This is a genomic window from Paenibacillus sp. 3LSP (assembly GCF_032465655.1).
GTDB classification, from domain to species: Bacteria; Bacillota; Bacilli; order Paenibacillales; family Paenibacillaceae; genus Fontibacillus; species Fontibacillus barengoltzii.
Genome location: NZ_JAWDJI010000172.1, coordinates 19,808 through 35,673, shown reverse-complemented (window position 1 = coordinate 35,673; position 15,866 = coordinate 19,808). Strand labels below are relative to the sequence as shown.

Sequence of the window (15,866 nt, the reverse complement as noted above, 5' to 3'; positions counted from 1 at the left end):
GGGTGGCCCCGGGCGAAGCGGAGCTCCCGCCCGGGAAAGCGCAGCCGCTTGGCGCCGAAGCCGCTGCCACAGCCGCAGCCGCGCGCAGCGGCGGCAACGTGACGGCGGCGAGCACGGCTGCGCACGAGACGCTGAAAGGCCTTCTCCTGCAGGTGATGGCCTCAGACGAGCTGCCTGCGCCGCTGCAAGAGGCGGCGCGCCAGCTCGTTCAGCAGCTGACCGGGCAGCAGCTGCTGCTCAATACCGATCGGACCGCGCCGTTTGCGCACGTGACGATGTTCCTGCCCTTGATCGGTCCGGACGGTCGGCAAACCGCTGCCGTGCACATCGAGTCGCGGCGCGGTCGGAAGGGTGAACTGGATCCGGCCAACTGTCGGTTATGGTTCGATTTGCAGATGAAGACGCTGGGTCAACTTATGGTCGACGTGCAGGTCGCCGACAAGAAGGTGCTGCTCAAAATCTATAGTGAGAAAGAAGCGACTGGAGCCTTCCTGGAATCCCGCCAGGACGAAGTGAGCGAGGCGCTGGAGAAGGCGGGATATCGCCTTTTATCGCTGAAGGCGGAGCCTTTGATCCTGCCGGATGAAGCGGAAGGCAATACAGCGGATTTCAGCCAGCCGATGTCTTACGCGCCTAGCGTATACAAAGGAGTGGATTACCGCGTATGAAGGAAAAACCGCAAGCATCCAGCTTGGCTTTCAAAAAAGCAGTCGCCTTGAAATACGATCCCGGCCAGGGGGAGGCTCCAGTCGTTGTAGCCAAAGGCAAGGGTCTCATCGCTGACCGGATCCTGGACGCAGCGCTGGAGCACGGGATTCCGATCCAAGAGGACGCTGCGTTGGTTGAGGTGTTATCCAAGCTGGATTTGGATCAACAGATTCCTGCGGAACTGTATGATTTGGTTGCCGAAATTCTAACCTTTATTTATCGATCAGATAAAATGGTAGAAAGAGGGTTGTTCTTTGAGTAACCTTGGCATCAATGGGCAAAGAGGGGATCGCCGCAAAGAACGCGGCCGAAAAGCGGAGCAGGCCGCTTGTGAGCATCTGATTTCACAGGGATATACGATTCTTGAGCGAAATTGGCGTTGCCGCAGTGGAGAACTTGACATCATAGCCAGCAAACGAGACCTTCTCGTGATCGTAGAAGTCCGAAGCCGCAGCCAACAGGCTGCGGCTTTCGGCACACCGGCTGAGTCGGTGAATGCCCGCAAAATCAAGCAGGTTCGTGACACAGCCGCGGTGTATTTGCATCGCAGAGGCCAATCAGACGCCAACCTTCGCTTTGATGTCATCGCGGTAACGTTTGGGTATGGCGATACGATCGCGCTGGAGCATATTCTAGCCGCTTTCTGACGGCGAGGGGCTTCATCCCGCAACTTCATGCCGCCGGTCCAACTGCCGGTATTGGATCGCTTCGGCGACATGCTCGGCGCGGATATCAGCTTCTCCTTCCAGATCGGCAATCGTTCGGGACAGTTTAATGATCCGGTCATACGCCCGCATGCTCAGTCCCAGTGTAGCAAAACAATCCTGGAGGAGCTTGGTGGCGTCACGGTCAAGCGGTGCAAACCTACGCAACAGGCTGCCGGACAACTCGCTGTTCCGGGAGATTCGACAGCCTCGATAGCGTTCCTGTTGAATCCGTTCAGCCGCCATCACTTGCTCCCGCATCGCCGCGGAATCCAGCGGCTGCGGATCGTCCTGCCAACGCTGCGGGCGAGGCACCTCCACCTGCATATCAATCCGGTCCAATAAAGGGCCGGATATTTTTTCGCGGTATTGGGCGATTCGCCAAGGCGAGCAGGTGCAGGCGGGCAGCGGAGGTTCGGCCCCGAGGTAGCCGCACGGACACGGATTTAACGACCCGGCTAGCAGGAAATGAGCAGGGAACGTGAACGAAGCCCGGGAGCGGCTGATGGTGACGACGCGATCTTCTAGCGGCTGACGCAGTACCTCCAGCACATTCCTCGAAAACTCCGGCAGCTCGTCAAGAAACAATACGCCATGGTGAGCGAGGCTCACTTCCCCCGGCTTCGGGATCCCACCTCCTCCAATCAGGCCGCCGGCAGATATCGTATGGTGCGGCGAGCGGAAGGGACGGCGCTGGATCAGCCCTTGCCCGGAGTCGTTCAACTTACCGGCAGAGCTGTAGATTTTCGTAACCTCTAACGATTCTTCCAGCGTTAAGGGCGGCAGGATGGATGGCAATCGCTGTACCAGCATCGTCTTACCGGTGCCGGGCGGCCCGATCAGCACGATATTATGGAACCCGGCGGCGGCGATGACCAGCGCCCGCTTAATTTGCCGCTGACCAATTACATCGCTGTAGTCGAGCAGGGGAGGAAGCGGTGCCGCTGTCCCCGGGCCTTCCGTCTTTTTCTCAAGATGGTTTAAGGTTTGAAGGATAAGCGGAGCCTGCCCATCTTGCTCGTGGGTGGAGTGCAATGGCAACGCATGGGCAGCCTCTGGGTCCTTGGCTTCGGGAGAAGGAGGAGCAAGCTCGCGCAAATGACTGAGCGCATAGACTCGAATGCCGCCAAGCAGCAGTGCTTCTTCGGCATTATTCTGCGGGAGCAGCACGGCTGTGAAGCCGTCGCGTCGTGCCCGATCCACCATGGACAGAACGCCGGGTACCGGACGCAGCGTGCCGTCCAGCGACAGCTCTCCGATGATCAACAAGCGCTCCTCCGGCGGCAATCTCACCTGGTCACTAGCCGCTAATATCGCCAGTGCAATGGCCAGATCGAAGGCCGAGCCTTCCTTGCGCAGGTCCGCCGGCGCTAGATTAATCGTTACGCGCTGAAGCGGAAAGCGATAGCCGCAGTTTTTGATTGCTGCCCGGACCCGGTCAATCGCTTCGCGAACGGCCGAATCTGGCAATCCGACGATGTTCGTTTGCGGAATGCCGCTGGATAAATCAACCTCGACCTCGATGATTACACCGTCAATCCCGTACAAACACGCGCTGTGCAATTTACCGTACATAACAAAAAACACCTCATTCCTATCGATTTGTGCCTTGCTTCGGCAAGGTCCGAATTGGAAAAAGGTGCTTCCTTATTTTCCCTATTCATTTAGCTACACGTATTCTAGGACGAACGTTAATGATTGTCAAGTTGAGGGTTTGGGTTCCAATCGGATGGAAGAGAGAAGAAAACTGACAAGCAATTTTTTCACAACTTACAATATTTCAAGAAATTGCTGATGTTCGTCGAAATTCATCTCATGATGAGATGCATGTGAAAAATATGTCGTTGTTAAGCTAAACCGATTCGCATGAATTTTTCTTGACCCTGCAACTCCTTGAAACTTTGAAAGCGGTTTATAGAACTTCGGACTTTCTCCCCAGCTGCGTCAAGTATTCATCTCACTTTGAGATGAAAATGATATAAAAAAGTTGTGTATAAATGATGAACTTTTTGAGGAAAGCGTTTCAAAAAAGTGGTACAATAATCTGGGTTTCAACTGATATTTTCGAGAAGGGGGACCACAAGCCGCAGGTTTTGGACCCTCTAAAATACCGCCTGTTGATAGGAGGATTTTACGCATGAATATCCATGAGTATCAAGGAAAAGAAGTCCTAAAGCAGTACGGTGTGGCCGTTCCTGAAGGACGCGTGGCGTTTACGGTCGAGGAAGCTGTCGAAGCGGCTCAAGCGCTGGGGACCTCGGTTGTCGTGGTCAAGGCGCAAATTCATGCCGGGGGCCGCGGTAAAGCCGGCGGCGTCAAAGTGGCCAAAAGCTTGGATGAGGTGAGAACCTATGCTCAGGAACTCCTCGGCAAGGTACTGGTCACCCATCAAACGGGACCAGAGGGGAAAGAGGTTAAACGCCTCTTAATCGAGCAAGGCTGCGATATCAAGAAGGAGTATTACGTTGGCGTTGTCGTGGACCGTGGTACAGGCCGCGTGACGATGATGGCCTCTGAGGAAGGCGGGACGGAAATTGAAGAAGTGGCAGCCGCAACTCCGGAGAAAATTTTCAAAGAAGTGATTGATCCGGCTATTGGCTTGACGTCGTTCCAGGCCCGCAGATTGGCTTACTCCATTAATATTCCAAATGAACTAGTAGGCAAAGCCACGCAATTTATGATGGCTTTGTATGAAGCTTTTGTGGACAAAGATTGCTCCATCGCGGAGATTAATCCGCTTGTCGTCACTGGAGATGGCAACGTCCTGGCGCTGGATGCGAAGCTGAATTTCGATTCCAATGCGCTGTTCCGTCATAAGGACATTTTGGCGTTGCGTGACTTGGAAGAAGAGGACGAGAAGGAGATTGAAGCTTCGAAGTACGACCTCAGCTACATTGCGCTTGATGGGAACATCGGCTGCATGGTGAACGGGGCCGGTCTGGCGATGGCGACGATGGACATCATTAAATATTATGGCGGAGACCCGGCGAACTTCCTCGATGTTGGGGGAGGTGCGACGGCAGAGAAGGTCACGGAAGCCTTTAAAATTATTTTGTCGGATGCTAAGGTGAAAGGGATTTTCGTAAATATTTTTGGCGGCATCATGAAATGCGACGTGATTGCTTCAGGGATCGTGGAAGCCGCGAAGCAGGTTGGTTTGGACCGTCCGCTCGTTGTGCGCCTTGAGGGTACGAACGTTGATCTTGGCAAGCAGATTCTTGCTGAATCGGGTCTGGCAATTGTTTCGGCCGACTCGATGGCAGATGGCGCTCAGAAGATCGTTTCGCTCGTTTCGTAATTTAGAGTGGTACCTCACATTGCAATCACCTATCCATAAGGGGAGGCTCGAAATATGAGTATTTTGGTCGATAAGAATACGAAGGTCATCACCCAGGGAATTACCGGGAAAACCGCATTGTTCCACGCCAAAGGAGCGCTTGACTACGGCACGCAAATGGTCGGGGGAACGTCTCCAGGCAAAGGCGGCACGAAGGTAGATATTACGTTGGAGAACGGCGAAACCGTCAGCCTGCCGGTGTTTAACACGGTTCGCGAAGCGAAGGAAGCGACGGGGGCTACTGCCAGCGTGATTTACGTACCGCCGGCATTTGCAGCCGATTCGATCCTGGAAGCCGTAGAAGCGGAATTGGATCTGGTCATCTGCATCACCGAGGGAATTCCGGTCCTCGATATGGTGAAGGTGAAGCGTTATATGGAAGGGAAAAAGACCGTGCTGATCGGTCCAAACTGCCCAGGCGTCATTACTCCAGGCGAATGCAAAATTGGCATTATGCCGGGCTATATCCATTTGCCTGGTCATGTCGGCGTCGTGTCGCGCAGCGGCACGTTGACGTATGAAGCGGTGCATCAATTGACGACTCGCGGCATCGGACAATCTTCGGCGGTTGGTATCGGCGGCGATCCGGTGAAGGGCTCGGAGTTTATTGATATTTTGCGCCGGTTTAATGACGATGACAACACGCATGCCGTGATCATGATCGGGGAAATCGGCGGAACCGCTGAAGAAGAAGCCGCCGAATGGATCCAAAAAAATATGACGAAGCCTGTCGTCGGCTTTATCGGCGGTGTGACGGCTCCTCCAGGGAAACGGATGGGTCATGCCGGTGCGATTATTTCCGGCGGGAAAGGAACGGCGAAGGAAAAAATCGCGAAGCTGGAGTCCTGCGGCATTAAAGTCGCGCCGACCCCATCGGAGATGGGCGCAACACTGGTCAGTGTTCTGGAAGAACGCGGCCTTTTAGAATTGTGCACGACACGATAAGCTATTTTTGATATAATCATATCCAAAGGTAAGCAACCTTCTTAGCCATACATGGCTCGAGGAGGTTGCTTTTTTTATTTTTCAAGGAGGGATTCGTTGTGGAGAAGAAATGGGTACTCGCGGGATTACATGAATTCCCCGGGGTAGGCTGGAAAACGCTGCAGCAAATCGTTGCATATGATGAGGACTGGGAGCATGCCATCGAGTTTACCGCAGCGGACTGGAGGGAGCGGGGACTGGGTCCAGGGCTGTCACTTCGGCTGTCGGAGCGGTTCACTCGGGACTGGATTGAGGCCCAACTGGAACAGTACGACGGTAAAGGCATACAGGTAATTACAAGGCTGGATTTGGAGTATCCTATTTTAATGAAGGAGACCGCTCAGCCGCCATGGGTTTTGTATGCTCTAGGCGATACCAGGCTGCTGAACGGCCTCTCTGTCGCGATGGTCGGTACGCGGACGCCAACCGCCTATGGACGAAAGGTAGGAGCTGCCTTAGCCGGTGAGCTTTGCGCCCTTGGGATCACGATCGTGAGCGGGATGGCCCGCGGGATTGACGGAGTTTGCCATGAAGCGGCTTTGCAGGCAGGAGGAACAACCATAGCCGTATTAGGCACTGCGATCGACGTTGCTTATCCTCCGGAGCATGTCTCGATGTATCGCCGCATCGCCGAGCAAGGGCTTGTCATCTCGGAATATCCGATCGGTACACCTGGCCATCCCGGGATGTTCCCGCAGCGCAACCGGATCATCGCGGGAATTGCTCATGGTACGGTGGTTGTGGAGGCCGACGCTCGCAGCGGGTCCTTGATCACGGCGGATGAGACGCTGGATGCGAATCGTGACCTGTTTGCAGTCCCTGGGCCAATTACGTCGCCGAAGAGCCGGGGAACCCTGTCGCTTTTGAAGCAGGGAGCCAAACTCGTCACCGAAGCCAAGGATATTTGGGAGGAATACCAGGCCTTATTGCCTGTCGCGGAGGAGTCGAAAAAGGAAGCGGTAACAGGAAACAAGTTGACAGATGAGGAGCGCCGCATATACCATATGTTGGAGCAGGGCATCACGAGTTTTGATGATCTGCTCGTACAAACCGGGTGGGATTTTGGACTTTTACATTCAGTTCTGTTATCTTTAATCATGAAAAAAACGGCGGTTCAACTCCCCGGCTCTGTATACCAGCTAATATAGTCCATTCCTAACCGAGAGTGGCTTGAATATATGACTATATGAGTATTTTACCTGAATACAAGGAACACCAGTTTTAGAGTTTCGTATTGTTTGAGAGGAGGACGAACCTGTGGCGGATTCACTCGTCATCGTGGAATCGCCTGCCAAGGCGAAAACGATTGGCAAATACTTAGGCAGCAAATACATCGTGAAAGCCTCAATGGGTCATGTTCGCGATTTGCCCAAGAGCCAAATTGGGGTTGAAGTAGAGAACGACTTCAGTCCGAAGTATATTACAATCCGTGGGAAGGGTTCTGTATTAAAAGAATTAAAGGATGCCAGCAAAAAAGTGAAAAAAATCTATCTGGCAGCCGACCCCGATCGCGAAGGAGAAGCGATTGCTTGGCATCTGGCCCATGTGCTGGACGTGGATGAGAAGGATACATGCCGCGTCGTATTTAATGAAATTACGAAGCAAGCGGTTAGAGACGCCTTCAAAAATCCGCGCCCCATCAATATGGATCTGGTGAACGCGCAGCAAGCCAGACGGATTTTGGACCGGCTGGTTGGTTATAAAGTCAGCCCGCTGCTGTGGAAGAAGATCAAAAAAGGGTTGTCGTTTGGCCGCGTGCAATCCGTAGCTGTGAAAATCATCTTGGACAGGGAGAACGAAATCTCTGAATTTGTCCCGGAAGAATACTGGAGTATTACGGCGAAGCTGAAGACGGGAGGCTCTTCGTTCGAAGCGAAGTTTCACCAGTACAAAGGTGAGAAGATCGAGCTAAAGAACGAACAGCAGGTACAGGAAATTCTGAAATCGATCGAGAAGGCCAAATTCAGCGTGGTCGATGTGAAGGAGAAGGAACGTCTCCGCCATCCGGCGGCGCCGTTTACAACCAGCTCCCTGCAGCAGGAGGCAGCGCGTAAACTGAATTTCCGGGCAGCCAAAACGATGTCGATCGCTCAGCAGCTGTATGAGGGGGTTGACCTCGGCAAAGAAGGGACTGTTGGTCTGATCACGTATATGCGTACAGACTCGACGCGAATCGCTACTTCCGCCCAAGAGGAAGCCAAGCAATATATCCTAGATAAATTTGGTGAAGCCTACGCGCCTGAAACGCCGCGTCAATATTCCAAGAAGGCTGCCAGCGCGCAGGACGCCCATGAAGCGATCCGTCCAACATCGGCGATGCGAGATCCGGAAGCGGTGAAGGAGTTCACCACCCGGGATCAGTATCGGCTGTACAAATTGATTTGGGATCGTTTTATGGCCAGCCAAATGACTTCTGCCGTGCTGGACACGATGTCAGTGGATATTGCCGCTGGTGAAGCAACGTTCCGCGCGGTTGGGTCGAAGATCCGCTTCCCTGGCTTTATGAAGGTGTACGTGGAAGGCAACGATGATGGCAACGCCAATGAGGACGACAAGTTTTTGCCACCCCTGGCGAAAGGGGAAGAACTGGCGAAAGAGTCGATTGAACCGAAGCAGCATTTTACCCAACCCCCGCCTCGCTATACGGAGGCGCGTTTGGTGAGAACTTTGGAGGAGCTCGGCATTGGACGTCCGAGTACGTACGCGCCAACCCTGGAAACCATTCAAAAACGCGGTTACGTAGCGATTGAGGACAAGAAGTTTGTCCCAACTGAGTTAGGCGAGCTCCTCATCGAACAGACGGAGCAATTCTTCCCGGAAATCCTTGATGTGGAATTTACCGCCCATATGGAAGAGGACTTGGACCATGTTGAAGAAGGTTCCGAGGATTGGGTAAGAGTGCTGAGCGAGTTTTATAAATCGTTTGAGAAACGTCTTCGGGTTGCCGAAGAGGAAATGAAGGAAGTCGAAATCGAAGACGAAGTCTCCGATGAGATTTGCGAAAAATGCGGAAGACCGATGGTCTATAAATTGGGACGTTTCGGGAAGTTTTTGGCTTGCTCGGGGTTCCCGGAATGCCGGAATACGAAACCGATCGTTAAGGACATCGGTGTCACCTGTCCGAAATGTAAAGAAGGGCATGTGGTCGAACGCCGGAGTAAAAAGGGACGGGTCTTCTATGGCTGCGACCGTTATCCGGAATGCGATTTTGTTTCGTGGGATAAGCCTTCACCAAAGCCTTGTCCAAAATGTGGTTCAATGCTCGTAGAGAAGCGAAATAAGCAAGGCGGGAAGCTGCAATGTACCTCCTGCGACTACGTGGAAGCCATTGAAGATAACGACGATACAGATGATTAAGATGAGCCCGCGTTTGTGCGGGCTTTGAGACAGCTTAGAAATTCAGCATGAGATTTAGTAGGGGGACATGAACATGACGAATAAAGTAACGGTCATCGGCGCGGGATTGGCCGGCAGTGAAGCGGCATGGCAAATCGCGAGCCGCGGCATCCCCGTGGTGTTGTACGAAATGCGCCCGGTTGTGAAGACGCCGGCGCATCATACCGATAAATTTGCCGAGCTGGTCTGCAGTAACTCTTTGCGAGCCAACGGGTTAACGAACGCCGTTGGCGTTCTCAAAGAAGAGATGCGAATGCTGAACTCGCTGGTGCTGGGAGCGGCGGATCGCAATGCGGTACCGGCCGGCGGCGCGCTCGCCGTTGACCGGGACGGGTTCTCGGGGGAGATCACCCGGACGCTGAGAGAGCATCCATTGATTGAAGTGGTGAATGAGGAAATCAAGGAGATCCCGCAGGACGGGATTGTCGTGATTGCCACCGGGCCGCTGACATCTCCTGCCCTTTCAGAGCAAATTAAGCAGTTGACCGGCGAGGACTATTTTTACTTTTATGATGCTGCCGCTCCGATTGTGGAGAAGGATTCCATCGATATGAGCAAAGTGTACCTGGCTTCCAGGTACGATAAAGGCGAAGCGGCCTACTTGAACTGCCCGATGACGGAAGAGGAGTTCGACGCTTTCTATGATGCGTTAATTAACGCGGAGGTAGCTCAGCTGAAGGACTTCGAGAAGGAGATTTACTTCGAAGGCTGTATGCCAATCGAGGTGATGATGCGGCGGGGTAAGCAGACAGCTCTGTTTGGGCCGATGAAGCCGGTGGGTCTCGTCAACCCGCACACTGGCAAGCTACCATATGCTGTGGTGCAGCTTCGTCAGGATAACGCAGCCGGGACACTGTACAACTTGGTAGGCTTCCAGACCCATCTGAAATGGGGCGAGCAGAAACGCGTCTTCTCGATGATTCCAGGTCTAGAGAACGCGGAGTTCGTCCGGTACGGCGTAATGCACCGGAACACTTTTATCAACTCGCCGAAGCTGCTTATGCCAACCTATCAGTTGAAGGCGCGGCCATCGCTCTTTTTCGCGGGTCAGATGACCGGTGTTGAAGGTTATGTGGAATCCGCTGCGTCCGGTCTGATCGCGGGGATTAACGCAGCCCGAGCTGCCGCTGATCAGGAGGGGATCGTCTTCCCTGCGGACACTACGCTGGGCAGTATGGCGCGTTATATTACCACTGCAGATTTCGAACACTTCCAGCCGATGAACGCCAACTTTGGTTTATTTCCGAAGCTGGATACCCGTTACCGCAAAAAAGCAGAGAAAAACGAAGCGCTTGCGAAGCGCGCGTTAAATAGCTTACGCTCCTTTATGGCAGAAGAACGGTTGGGTTAATCCACCGTTTTTTTGCAATCTAGGGGGGATACGGGTTATGCTGAAAACAAGGACGCTCATATGATAGAACTGGCCCATTAATATACGTAGTACTTGAACCCAATGCCTCAGTCCCTCCTGCGTATATCTAAAACGTAAGGGCTGAGAACCTACGAGAGAGGAAGGCGAAGTAACACATGGAGCTATCTTTTCACGCTACAACGATTTGCGCGGTACGCCACAATGGCAAGGGCGCCATTGCCGGTGACGGGCAAGTCACATTTGGGCAGAACGTCGTGATGAAGCAAACGGCGAAGAAAGTCCGCCGGTTGTACCGCGGTCAAGTGGTTGCGGGGTTTGCCGGTTCGGTCGCCGATGCCATCACGTTATTTGAGAAATTTGAGGGGAAACTGGAAGAGCATTCAGGGAACCTGCAACGGGCAGCGGTTGAACTGGCCAAAGATTGGCGCCAGGACCGTGTGCTGCGTAAGCTCGAGGCTTTGATGATTGTCATGGACAAAACCGGGATGCTGCTGATTTCCGGCGGCGGGGAAATCATTGAACCGGATGATGATGTACTGGCGATCGGGTCAGGGGGCAACTTTGCGCTGTCGGCTGCGCGGGCGCTGAAACGGCATGCCACGGGGTTGGAAGCGAAGGATATCGCCCGTGAAGCCCTGCAGATCGCTTCGGAAATCTGCGTATATACGAATAACAACATTATTGTTGAGGAGCTTTGAGTATCGTTGATACTATCGTGTCAGGGGGACGAATCATGACCGAAAGAAACTTAACGCCAAGACAAATTGTAGCCGAGCTGGATAAATACATCGTCGGACAGAAACAAGCGAAAAAATCGGTTGCTGTTGCACTACGGAATCGTTACCGTCGCAGCTTGCTGCCGGAGGAGGTTCAGGATGAAATTGTACCTAAGAACATCCTGATGATCGGGCCGACCGGGGTGGGGAAGACGGAAATTGCTCGTCGTCTCGCCAAGCTGGTTGGTGCTCCTTTTGTAAAGGTGGAAGCCACGAAATTCACTGAAGTTGGTTATGTAGGCCGGGACGTTGAGTCGATGGTACGTGATCTCATCGAAACGGCGATCCGGACCGTCAAGCTCGAGCGTACCGAGAAGGTGAAGGATAAAGCGGAGGAGCTTGCGAATGAACGTCTGGTTCAGATCTTGGTCCCTTCCGAAAATAAAGCCAAAGGCGTTCGTAACCCGTTCGAGATGTTGTTTGGGGGCGCTAACGGAGCAGGCTCCACCGCTCAGGAGCAGCCGGAGGAAGACAGTACGCTGACCGAGCGCCGGCGTCAGGTGCGCTTTAAATTGTTGTCCGGTCAGATGGAGAACGACATCGTGGAAGTTGAAGTTGAGGACAACACGCCAACGATGATGGATATGTTTGCCGGTCAGGGCAACGACCAGCTTGGCATGAACATGCAGGAAATGTTTGGCAGTCTCTTGCCGAAACGGACCAAGAAGCGGAAGCTGACGGTCAAGGAAGCCCGTAAAGTGTTGACGCAGGAGGAGGCGGCGAAGCTGATCGACCAGGATGATTTGATTCAGGAAGCGATCACGCGGGCAGAGCAATCCGGGATCATCTTTATCGATGAAATCGATAAAGTTGCCAGCCGGGGACAGGGCTCGGGTCCCGACGTCTCACGTGAAGGCGTACAACGCGATATTTTGCCGATTGTGGAAGGCTCGACGGTGATGACAAAATACGGTCCCATCAAAACAGATTATATTTTGTTTATTGCGGCAGGAGCTTTCCATATTGCCAAGCCATCTGACTTAATTCCTGAACTTCAAGGGCGGTTCCCGATCCGGGTCGAGCTAGACAGTTTATCGCTGGAGGACTTTGTGTCGATCTTAACGGAACCGGAGAACGCCTTGACGAAACAGTATATTGAATTGCTGCGTACAGAGGATCTGGAAATCGAATTCTCGGACGCTGCAATCCATGAAATCGCTCGTATTGCAGCCATGGTGAATGCAAATACCGAGAATATCGGTGCCAGACGCTTGCATACGATCCTTGAGAAGCTCCTGGAGGATCTCTCCTTTGAAGCACCGGAACTGACGTTGGATAAAATGGTCATTACTCCGGAATATGTGCGGGAGAAACTAGGAAATATTGCCCAAGATCGAGATCTGAGTCAATTCATTTTGTAATGAGAATCGTAAATTGTGGGTTAAAGCCTTGTTCTTCAAGGACCTAATCCATTTTTCACAATTTTGACGAAAAATAGGCCACTCTGCCGTAATGGCGGGTGGTCTTTCTTTTTGGATTTTGCTGGATGATGGCGATAATTATGTAAAAAATAGATTTTTGACTAAAAAACGAGATAAACAATCGAAAGATAGGGCTTTTTTCTTATTGTAAATATGTCGAATCTCCATGAAACTTAGGATATATGTCATTATTAAACAAATTTCATGTTAGGACGTTAGAAAGACAAAAAGAAAGACATAATTAGCAAAAAATTGTCAAAAAAAGAGGATTTATTTATTGTTTGTAGAATCATTAATGATTAAGATCAAATGAGCCTAAGGGGGGAATTAAAGTGCAGTTGTTGAACGGACTGGGATTTGACAGGCTTGAGACTGCCATCCAGGCCGCAAATCTCCGGCAAGGGGTTATCGCTAACAATATTGCGAACGTAGACACCCCTTACTTTAAGCGCTCCAGCGTGTCCTTTGAAAGCATGCTGCAAGCGGAAATGAACGGTAATATGCCGGCACTCCAAGGGAGAAGAACGGACGTGAGGCATTTCGTTATAGGACCAACGACGGAGGTTCCCGAGCCGGTGGTAAGTGTGGATCAGAGTACGGCAATGAACAACAACCAGAATAATGTCGATATCGACAGTGAAATGACCAAACTTGCCGAAAATCAGCTGAGATACAATGCGTACATCGAACAATTGAACTATTTAATCAAAATGAAACGCACTGTCGTGGAAGGGAGATAATCGGACTTGAATATCAGTGATAGTTTTGGGATTAGTTCTTCCGCCTTAACCGCACAGCGTCTTCGCATGGATGTGATTTCCTCCAATATCGCGAATGCTGAAACAACCCGGGCTAAGATTGTAGACGGCAAGGCCGTTCCTTACCGGCGCAAAACGGTGGTCATGGCACCCAAGGAAATGGATTTCGACAGTGCCTTGAATTCAGTAATGGGTAAGGAAGTGAGCAGTCAAGGGGTGAAAATTACCAAAATTCAAGAGGACCCCTCACCGCTTAAACCGGTTTACAATCCGACCCATCCTGATGCGGACAGCGAAGGGTATGTCTATATGCCTAATGTTGATATTTTGAAAGAAATGGTAGATATGATTTCGGCAACTCGCTCTTATGAAGCAAACGTAACGGCGCTTAACGCCAGTAAGGCGATGTTTACCAAAGCCTTGCAAATCGGGAAATAGACCAAAAGTAGACTTACATAATTTGTGATTGGGAGTGTTGCACGTTGATCGAGAGAATGAGTTTTGACTCCTTGAAGCCGCTAACCGGAATGCAGACGTCCGGTAATGAACAGAACCTCACGCCTGCGCAAGCGATAAAGCAATTTAGCTCCTATCTAAACGATGCACTGGAAGGAGTCGCTGCTCAGGAAGCCAATGCCCAACAAGTGAACAACCAGTTCCTGTTAGGAAAAGTAAGTGCCGACGAGATGATGATCGCCTCGGAGCAAGCCTTGTTAAGTTTGCAGTTGACTACGCAAGTCCGGAATAAAGTGATCGAAGCTTACCAAGAGATTATGCGTACGCAAATATAAGGATTGAAACATGCTCGGATGAGGTGACATTGTGAATGAGAGAATTACACAGTACCGGGATCGATTGATAGGGTACTGGAACCAATTTAGTAAAAAACAAAAAACGTTATTAGTCTCTACGGCGACTTTTATCCTGCTCGCGATCATCTTGCTGACGATTCAATTTTCCAAAACGGAATACGATGTGGCCTTTACGGGTCTCGATTCGACTGATGCGGCAGGGATCATCAATTACTTGGAATCCAGCGGAATCTCGTACAAGCTTGGACCGGACGGTACAACTATTTCGGTTCCTAGCAAAGACGCAGCACGAGTTAAGGTTGATGTTGGTTCCCAAGGAATCGTTCAGAACGGTTCGATCGGTTTGGAAGCCTTTAATGAAAGTTCTTCCTTAATCGGAATGACGGACAACGAATTTAACGTCAAGTACAAAAACGCCATTAACGGCGAGGTCGAACAGCTGCTAAAGAGAATGCAAGGCGTTAATGATGCCAAGGTTCTCATTAACTTACCGGCAGAAAACGTGTTCGCCAGCCCGGATGAACAGGAAAAAGCGACGGCATCGATCGTCCTCACGTTCAAGCCGGGATATCGTCCGAATCAGGAAGCCATTGATGGATATTTCAACTTGGTTAAAACGTCGATCCCTAACTTGCCAGTGGAGAATATCTCGCTATCCTCGAGTGATGATACGATCTTACTTCCAAGCGGTCAAGGCGGGACGACAGGCTCTCTGACTTCGGCGGTTCAAGAGAACATGGCGCTGCAGAAAAAGTTCGAAAGCGACGTGCGTCAAAGTGTAAAGCAATTCCTATCCAGACTGACCGGGCCGGATAAGATTGAAGTGTTAGTCGCTTCCAAGTTGAACTTCGACCAGGTTAGCCAGAAAGACAATCTGGTCACGCCGGTGGATACCGAAAACATGAAAGGTATCGAGATCAGTGCACAAAAAGTGCAGAAAAGCTACACCGGATCGGCAACCCCAACGAGCGGGGTGCCAGGAACTGGGGAAGAGGATGTTGTTAACTATCCTTCGTCGGAAACGAACGGTGGGTCTTCCTCGGAAGAAAGTTCGTCGACGATTAACTACGAGGTTAATCGAATTACGAAGGACATTATCGCCAGTCCCTATGTTATTAAAGATTTAACCATCAATGTGGCCGTTGAACCACCTGAAGGTCAGGAAACTTTGGATGAAAATACTCGGTCTGCGATCGAAAATATTCTGAAAAATATCGTTGGATCCTATTTGGCTGACTCTGGTACTACATATACAGACGAAGAATTGCAGAGAAAAGTTTCAGTGTTGTCTCAGCCATTTCATTCGGATACTGTCCAAAAGGCTGGGTTGAGTTTATCAAGCCCGCTGGTATGGGGAGTGGGAGGCGCTGCTCTGTTAGCGCTGGCCGGTCTCGGAATCGTCTTGTTCCGCCGCCGCAAGCAAGCGCAAGAAGAGGAAGAAGAAATCGCGTTGCCTCTTACGCCTGAGTTTCCATCGATTAATTTGGATACAGTCACGAATGAGAACCAAGTGCGTAAACAACTGGAAACGTTGGCCAAGAAGAAGCCTGACGAATTCGTTAACTTGCTTCGCACCTGGCTGGCTGAGGAATAGAGGT

The 15,866-nt window shown here is 51.5% G+C and carries 14 protein-coding genes and 1 pseudogene; 14 read left to right on the top strand and 1 reads right to left on the bottom strand.

Features of this window, described 5'->3' with window-relative positions; all coding sequences use genetic code 11:
* From RW092_RS14565 to RW092_RS14555, 3 genes and pseudogenes are all read left to right on the top strand, one after another.
* A pseudogene (locus tag RW092_RS14565) lies at positions 1 to 668 on the top strand (flagellar hook-length control protein FliK); the annotation flags it as partial.
* Complete coding sequence (locus RW092_RS14560) at positions 665 to 970, top strand: EscU/YscU/HrcU family type III secretion system export apparatus switch protein (protein ID WP_016312459.1); 306 nt, start codon at positions 665 to 667, stop codon at positions 968 to 970. The pseudogene RW092_RS14565 and the gene RW092_RS14560, both read left to right, overlap by 4 nt.
* The gene (locus RW092_RS14555; protein WP_016312458.1) at positions 963 to 1,355 is read left to right on the top strand and encodes a YraN family protein; all 393 of its coding nucleotides are present in this window, start codon (positions 963 to 965) and stop codon (positions 1,353 to 1,355) included. The genes RW092_RS14560 and RW092_RS14555 overlap by 8 nt, the downstream gene beginning before the upstream one ends.
* Before the next feature lie 12 nt (positions 1,356 to 1,367).
* On the opposite strand, the gene RW092_RS14550 is transcribed toward RW092_RS14555, so the two are convergent.
* Positions 1,368 to 2,987: a YifB family Mg chelatase-like AAA ATPase gene (locus RW092_RS14550; RefSeq protein WP_316010549.1), complete on the bottom strand. Its 1,620-nt coding sequence runs from the start codon at positions 2,985 to 2,987 to the stop codon at positions 1,368 to 1,370.
* A gap of 562 nt (positions 2,988 to 3,549) precedes the next feature.
* Here RW092_RS14550 and sucC point away from each other — a divergent pair.
* From sucC to fliF, 11 genes are all read left to right on the top strand, one after another.
* Complete coding sequence (gene sucC / locus RW092_RS14545; protein WP_028539396.1) at positions 3,550 to 4,710, top strand: ADP-forming succinate--CoA ligase subunit beta; 1,161 nt, start codon at positions 3,550 to 3,552, stop codon at positions 4,708 to 4,710.
* Positions 4,711 to 4,764: 54 nt separating this feature from the next.
* Complete coding sequence (sucD, locus tag RW092_RS14540) at positions 4,765 to 5,694, top strand: succinate--CoA ligase subunit alpha (protein ID WP_028539395.1); 930 nt, start codon at positions 4,765 to 4,767, stop codon at positions 5,692 to 5,694.
* Between the two features lie 98 nt (positions 5,695 to 5,792).
* Positions 5,793 to 6,881: a DNA-processing protein DprA gene (gene dprA / locus RW092_RS14535; RefSeq protein WP_316010548.1), complete on the top strand. Its 1,089-nt coding sequence runs from the start codon at positions 5,793 to 5,795 to the stop codon at positions 6,879 to 6,881.
* Between the two features lie 109 nt (positions 6,882 to 6,990).
* Complete coding sequence (gene topA / locus RW092_RS14530) at positions 6,991 to 9,090, top strand: type I DNA topoisomerase (protein ID WP_316010547.1); 2,100 nt, start codon at positions 6,991 to 6,993, stop codon at positions 9,088 to 9,090.
* Between the two features lie 67 nt (positions 9,091 to 9,157).
* Positions 9,158 to 10,480, top strand: coding sequence for a methylenetetrahydrofolate--tRNA-(uracil(54)-C(5))-methyltransferase (FADH(2)-oxidizing) TrmFO (gene trmFO / locus RW092_RS14525; protein ID WP_316010546.1), 1,323 nt, complete (start codon positions 9,158 to 9,160; stop codon positions 10,478 to 10,480).
* A 176-nt stretch (positions 10,481 to 10,656) separates the two neighbouring features.
* Complete coding sequence (gene hslV, locus RW092_RS14520) at positions 10,657 to 11,199, top strand: ATP-dependent protease subunit HslV (RefSeq protein WP_016312452.1); 543 nt, start codon at positions 10,657 to 10,659, stop codon at positions 11,197 to 11,199.
* Between the two features lie 35 nt (positions 11,200 to 11,234).
* Positions 11,235 to 12,638: an ATP-dependent protease ATPase subunit HslU gene (hslU, locus tag RW092_RS14515; protein ID WP_085278865.1), complete on the top strand. Its 1,404-nt coding sequence runs from the start codon at positions 11,235 to 11,237 to the stop codon at positions 12,636 to 12,638.
* Positions 12,639 to 13,030: 392 nt separating this feature from the next.
* Positions 13,031 to 13,438, top strand: coding sequence for a flagellar basal body rod protein FlgB (flgB, locus tag RW092_RS14510; protein ID WP_009222999.1), 408 nt, complete (start codon positions 13,031 to 13,033; stop codon positions 13,436 to 13,438).
* Between the two features lie 6 nt (positions 13,439 to 13,444).
* Positions 13,445 to 13,894 (top strand): flagellar basal body rod protein FlgC, encoded by a 450-nt coding sequence (gene flgC / locus RW092_RS14505; RefSeq protein WP_009223000.1) that lies wholly within the window; start codon positions 13,445 to 13,447, stop codon positions 13,892 to 13,894.
* 44 nt (positions 13,895 to 13,938) lie between these two features.
* Positions 13,939 to 14,247: a flagellar hook-basal body complex protein FliE gene (gene fliE / locus RW092_RS14500; protein ID WP_009223001.1), complete on the top strand. Its 309-nt coding sequence runs from the start codon at positions 13,939 to 13,941 to the stop codon at positions 14,245 to 14,247.
* Positions 14,248 to 14,278: 31 nt separating this feature from the next.
* Positions 14,279 to 15,862, top strand: coding sequence for a flagellar basal-body MS-ring/collar protein FliF (gene fliF / locus RW092_RS14495; RefSeq protein ID WP_316010545.1), 1,584 nt, complete (start codon positions 14,279 to 14,281; stop codon positions 15,860 to 15,862).
* Positions 15,863 to 15,866 lie beyond the last annotated feature (4 nt).

Coding starts and splice junctions, on each gene's coding strand:
- RW092_RS14560 (WP_016312459.1), top strand. CDS start 665: ATGAAGGAAAAACCGCAAGCATCCAGCTTGGCTTTCAAAAAAGCAGTC.
- RW092_RS14550 (WP_316010549.1), bottom strand. CDS start 2,987: ATGTACGGTAAATTGCACAGCGCGTGTTTGTACGGGATTGACGGTGTA.
- sucC (WP_028539396.1), top strand. CDS start 3,550: ATGAATATCCATGAGTATCAAGGAAAAGAAGTCCTAAAGCAGTACGGT.
- sucD (WP_028539395.1), top strand. CDS start 4,765: ATGAGTATTTTGGTCGATAAGAATACGAAGGTCATCACCCAGGGAATT.
- trmFO (WP_316010546.1), top strand. CDS start 9,158: ATGAACATGACGAATAAAGTAACGGTCATCGGCGCGGGATTGGCCGGC.
- hslV (WP_016312452.1), top strand. CDS start 10,657: ATGGAGCTATCTTTTCACGCTACAACGATTTGCGCGGTACGCCACAAT.
- hslU (WP_085278865.1), top strand. CDS start 11,235: ATGACCGAAAGAAACTTAACGCCAAGACAAATTGTAGCCGAGCTGGAT.